Below are 4,936 nucleotides of genomic sequence, written 5' to 3' on the forward strand. Positions count from 1 at the left end.
GACGGGCTACGCTCCGCGAAGGCATTGCAAGGGAGGACAGCCAAGGTCCTCATTTCACGCAAACAGGAGACACAGATTCCACCTTAAATTTGGCGGTTCGTGGTCTAAGAATGGGGTAAGGCGCAATGCGCTTTTTCCTCGTGCCCTCAAGATCCATGGAACCAACCCTGAATCCGGAAGACATGGTCATTACGCTTAATCAGCCTCAATATGCGCGGGGCGATATTGTGGTTTGGTCGGAGGAAGGGGAGTATGTGGTCAAACGTCTCATCGGCCTGCCGGGCGATACGGTCAGCGTCGTTGATGGCGCGCTGTTCTTAAACGGTAAATATGCCTCTGAGCCTTATATTTACGAAGCTATGGATTACACCATTGAAACGCCTATTTCGGTTCCGCAAGGCGCGTTCTTTTATCTGGGCGATAACCGCAACATCAGTGATGACAGCAGCGGCGATGTCTTAGATTTAGGTATGAAAAGCTTGGGCTTGCCTGCTCACCATCGCTTTGCCGATTTGGATGCCATTATCGGTAAAGTGGTCTTTCGTTATTATCCCTATACCCGTTTCGGGTCCGTATCCTCGTATCCGCTTAGGAACACCGGCGGTGACTAAGGATGGCGCGCAGAGGTTTGACTCCTTTGTCGCCCATGTTGTAGAATACTCACGGGAGAAGCATACCTGTATAAACCCTTCAGTACGTACTTCCACGGTCGCTTTATCGCGCAATCACTGAAGCACAGCCTCCTTCCCGCCAGTGTGTAACCCGACGTTTTTTCATAGCATGCAAAACAACCGAAAGGAGAATATTTATGGCCCTCGTACCGATGCGTCAGATTTTAGATGAAGCCGCCAAGGGCGGTTACGGTGTTGGCGCTTTTAATGTCAACAACATGGAACAGATTCAAGCCATTATGCAGGCTGCTAACGACACGCATAGTCCGGTTATCATTCAGGCGAGCCGCGGCGCTCTTAAATACAGCAAAATGATTTACCTGAGGAAATTGATGGAAGCGGCAGCCGAAGAATTCCCGCATATTCCTGTGGCGATGCACCTTGACCATGGCAACAGCCTTGAAACCTGTAAAGAAGCGATTGCCCTGGGCTTCACCTCCGTCATGATGGATGGTTCGCTCAGCGAAGATGGCAAGACGCCCAACAGCTACGAACAGAACGTGGCGGTTACGCGCTCCGTAGTCGAATTTGCCCATCCCCTCGGCGTGACAGTGGAAGGTGAACTGGGCTGCCTCGGCGGTATTGAAGACGGCCACGGCGCCGGCCTTACCGACGCCGAAGTCCAAGATCATCTGACCGATCCGGCAAAGGCGGAAGACTTTGTCGCACAGACCGGCTTGGATGCCCTTGCTGTCGCCATCGGCACCAGCCACGGCGCGTATAAGTCGGGGCGGAAAGATCCCGTTACCGGCGAGATGCTGCCTCCTGAGTTGGCAATGGAACGTATTCACGAAATCCATGACAGAATGCCCAATTGCCATATGGTCATGCACGGCTCCAGTTCCGTTCCCCGCGAGTTGGTAGATATTATCAACCAATACGGCGGCAATATGCCTGATACCTTTGGTATCCCCATTGAGCAGATTCAAGACGGCATCAAACACGGCGTACGCAAAATCAATGTGGACACGGACAGCCGTCTCGCCATGACCGGCGCCATTCGCAAGGTGTTGATTGAAACGCCTGCAAAATTCGATCCTCGCGATTATCTGAAACCGGCACGGGAAGCGGCTTATGAAGTCTATGTAGCGCGTATGAAGGCTTTCGGCCAAGCAGGCCATGCCACCGATTATGAGCCTATGACTTTAGAAGATCTCAAAGCCCTCTATCGGAAATAAGCAGCCCGCTCATAGCATGGCGTTGTTTTTAGAGTCGCCATGATTACATATCTCCGGGTCGGTTTGTTCGTGTCAATGAGCAGACCGACTCTATTTTTTTTTGAGCGCATTAGTGTTGATTGCACAGCGAAAATAGTTTATGATTTTCCTTTGTCGTTTGAAAGCACACCGTGCTGATGATATGCCCTGTCTTGCGCGTGTGCAAGGTTCAAGGAATGTGTAGCCGATAATAGTCGTGAAATTCGTAGGGTATCCGGGAGAAAAGATCATGCTTGGCTGTAGTTATGGAAAGTTGTTTCAGACCACGGTAGCGGGTGGCAGCTATCAAGAGGGATTAACCGTACATCTTCAAGGTGTCCCGCCCGGATTGCACATTACGGAGGCGGAGATTTACGCATCTTTATTGACGCGTAAACCGGGACAAAGCGAATTGGCATCGCCGCGGCGTGAACCGGATGTGCCGGTCATTTACAGCGGCGTAAACGCGGCGGACACCATGCCCGGCTTTGCTAACGGCGCTCATACGAACGGTACGCCCTTGGTGATTCTTATTCCGAATCTGGACCGTCATTTCGAACATATAGAACAGTATCAATCGACCAATAGAACCCCCCGCCCCGGCCATGCTTCTTATGCCTCCTATGTAAAGTACGGAGAATGGGATGATAGTATTGGCGCCGGTTTTTTCAGCGGTCGGTATACGTCGACTATCGTTGCTGCCGGTGCTGTGGCGCGGCATATTCTCAAACAACACGGTATTGAAGTGTTCGCCTATGTGAAAGAAGCAGCCGGCATATCGGCAGGCGAGGTGACCCTTGACACGGCGAGGAAGATGGTGGATCAATTCCGCCGTGTTCGACGCGATTATGACCCCATTTATAACTGGATCTTTAACGATAAGCGTTTCACCGAAGACATGCGGTTTTTAGAGAAAATGGCGGTCCTTGCAGAACTTGAGAAACAGTTGATTGCAATACAAGATGCAGCACGGCCCCTGGATGCTCATGCCATACGCGCTGAATACGGGATTCACCCGACTGTGAATTGTCCCGATGTTGATGCCGCCTTCGAAATGGAAAAACGGATCTTGGAGATTCGCGATGAAGGCGATTCCAGCGGCGGCTTGGTCGAAGTGGTCGCGACCGGATTGCCTGTGGGTATGGGTGAGCCAGTCTTCCAAAAGCTGGATGGTGAACTGGGCCGCATGATGAGTATCGGAACGATCAAAGCGGTTGAAATCGGTGCGGGCTACGCCGTCAAAAATATGCGTGGCTCCGAAGACAACGATCAGATACGCGCCAAGGATGGAAAAGTCTATTTCGAATCGAACCATGCCGGCGGTGTTACCGGTGGTCTGAGCAATGGGCAGCCTCTTGTGCTGCGCCTTGCGGTAAAGCCCACGCCCACCATTGCCAAAGATCAACGGACTATTGATAAGGTGTCCCTCGAAAATGCCGTATTAAGCGCTGTGACGCGACGGGACCCTACCATTGTGGCGCGGGTTTGGCCGGTGGCTGAAGCATTCACCGCCCTCATCTTGTTGGATCAATATATGCAGCATTTGAGCTATCGTGCGTTGTGGGTACAGGACCGGCCGTAAAGTATGCGGTGTTGCCTCAAGATCTTCTAGGGTAGAGCGGCGCATCCGAAGAGGAGAAATCTGCCGGAGGTGTGCATCTTTCCTTACTATATAAGAAAGGCGGTCACGGTGGCTGATCTAAAGAAACGACTTCTAATCCTGCAAAGAGCAGTGATATACATGATGACTGCGATTGTCTTGGCAGGGATGTGGGCAGCTCAGGCGGACGACAAGGTAATTTACGGGGTAGACGATCGAATCGACCTATACCAAGAGAGGAATGTGGATCGGCTTGAGTGGGCGGAATCAGTCTGTGCTTTGGTCAGTTCGTCGGTCTTGAAAGATAATGGAAACGGCAGTTTTACCCTTTCTACGCGGCCGTTCACGTGGAAAAACATGTCTCCCTGTCCGGACGAACCCTTTGCCGATCAGCCTACAGCGGCGTGGTGTACCGGCTTTATCGTGAACACAGACCTGATCGCTACGGCAGGTCATTGCATTGAATATGAGAGCGATTTGTATTCGACCAAGTTCATTTTCGGTTTTCATATGAAAGATGGAGATACAGCGAAGCTCACCTTCTCTGAGAAAGAGATTTATCAGGGCGTTGAGATTGTCGCGCACCAATACAACAAAAATTATGATTTCACCATCATTCGTGTAGATCGCCCTATCACCGTGGCACAGCCCTTGCCGCTGCGCACGGAAGGGACCGTTTCCGTGGGCACGCCGGTGGGGATCATTGGTCATCCTTTTGGGCTGCCCAAGAAAATTGCTTTTGGCAGCAATACCAAAGTGAGGAGCAACACGAAGAACGGCTTTTTCACGGCCAACACAGATGATTATCAGGGCAATTCCGGTTCTCCCGTATTCAATGCAGTCACGGGTGTGGTGGAGGGCATCCTCGTCCGAGGTCAGACGGACTTTGTTATAGATGCCGACAACCGCTGTTTCCGCTCCAATGTATTGCGCGACGACAGTGAATATAACGAAGAAATAAGTAAAAGCACCACCTTCACCGCCTATGTCTATGATGGTGAAACCATGGATTTGGGCTGCGGGTGTGCGGGCTGCGGCTGCATTTCAAGATATACGAACTTGGAAGACATTGGCAGTATTTTGGGTGATCTCTTGCTCATTGCCATCACCTTGTTGGTGCTTTTAGGCTTCAGCAAATCCCTGCCCGAAGCCTAAGACTGTTTTTATAAATATCAACTCCGGGCTATAGTTATGAAGCATTCTCTCTTTTTATTCGGTGTCCTTGTTGCATTTTCTCTAGACACAGGCGCAGAGCAGACAGATGCGCCCTCTTTCTTAGCAGGTGAACGGGTTATCATTGAAGCACACAATTGTTATCCCTACCAAGGTCGTTGGGAGAAACGTTTGGATGATGCTTTGGCGGCAGGCGTGCCCCTCGGCATCGAATTGGATTTGTGCTGGGATTCGGGGAAAGGCGGCGATAGGGAGGGCCGCCTCATTGTCGCCCACGGCGGACCTTTCTCCGGCAA

4 protein-coding genes and 1 pseudogene are annotated in these 4,936 nt (G+C 51.4%); all 5 read left to right on the forward strand.

Features of this window, described 5'->3' with window-relative positions; genetic code table 11:
- Window positions 1-125: 125 nt before the first annotated feature.
- Window positions 126-611 (forward strand): annotated as a pseudogene (lepB, locus tag GX117_02925) (signal peptidase I).
- Between the two features lie 197 nt (window positions 612-808).
- Window positions 809-1,849 (forward strand): fructose-bisphosphate aldolase class II, encoded by a 1,041-nt coding sequence (locus tag GX117_02930; protein ID NLO32299.1) that lies wholly within the window; start codon window positions 809-811, stop codon window positions 1,847-1,849.
- Window positions 1,850-2,117: 268 nt separating this feature from the next.
- Window positions 2,118-3,449: a chorismate synthase gene (locus GX117_02935; GenBank protein ID NLO32300.1), complete on the forward strand. Its 1,332-nt coding sequence runs from the start codon at window positions 2,118-2,120 to the stop codon at window positions 3,447-3,449.
- A gap of 159 nt (window positions 3,450-3,608) precedes the next feature.
- Entirely contained in the window at window positions 3,609-4,622 is a 1,014-nt protein-coding gene (locus GX117_02940) for a trypsin-like peptidase domain-containing protein (protein NLO32301.1), read from the forward strand.
- A 36-nt stretch (window positions 4,623-4,658) separates the two neighbouring features.
- A partial coding sequence (locus GX117_02945) for a hypothetical protein (GenBank protein NLO32302.1) occupies window positions 4,659-4,936 on the forward strand: 278 nt, incomplete at its 3' end.

This window comes from Candidatus Hydrogenedentota bacterium (assembly GCA_012523015.1).
In the GTDB taxonomy this organism is placed as follows: domain Bacteria; phylum Hydrogenedentota; class Hydrogenedentia; order Hydrogenedentales; family CAITNO01; genus JAAYBJ01.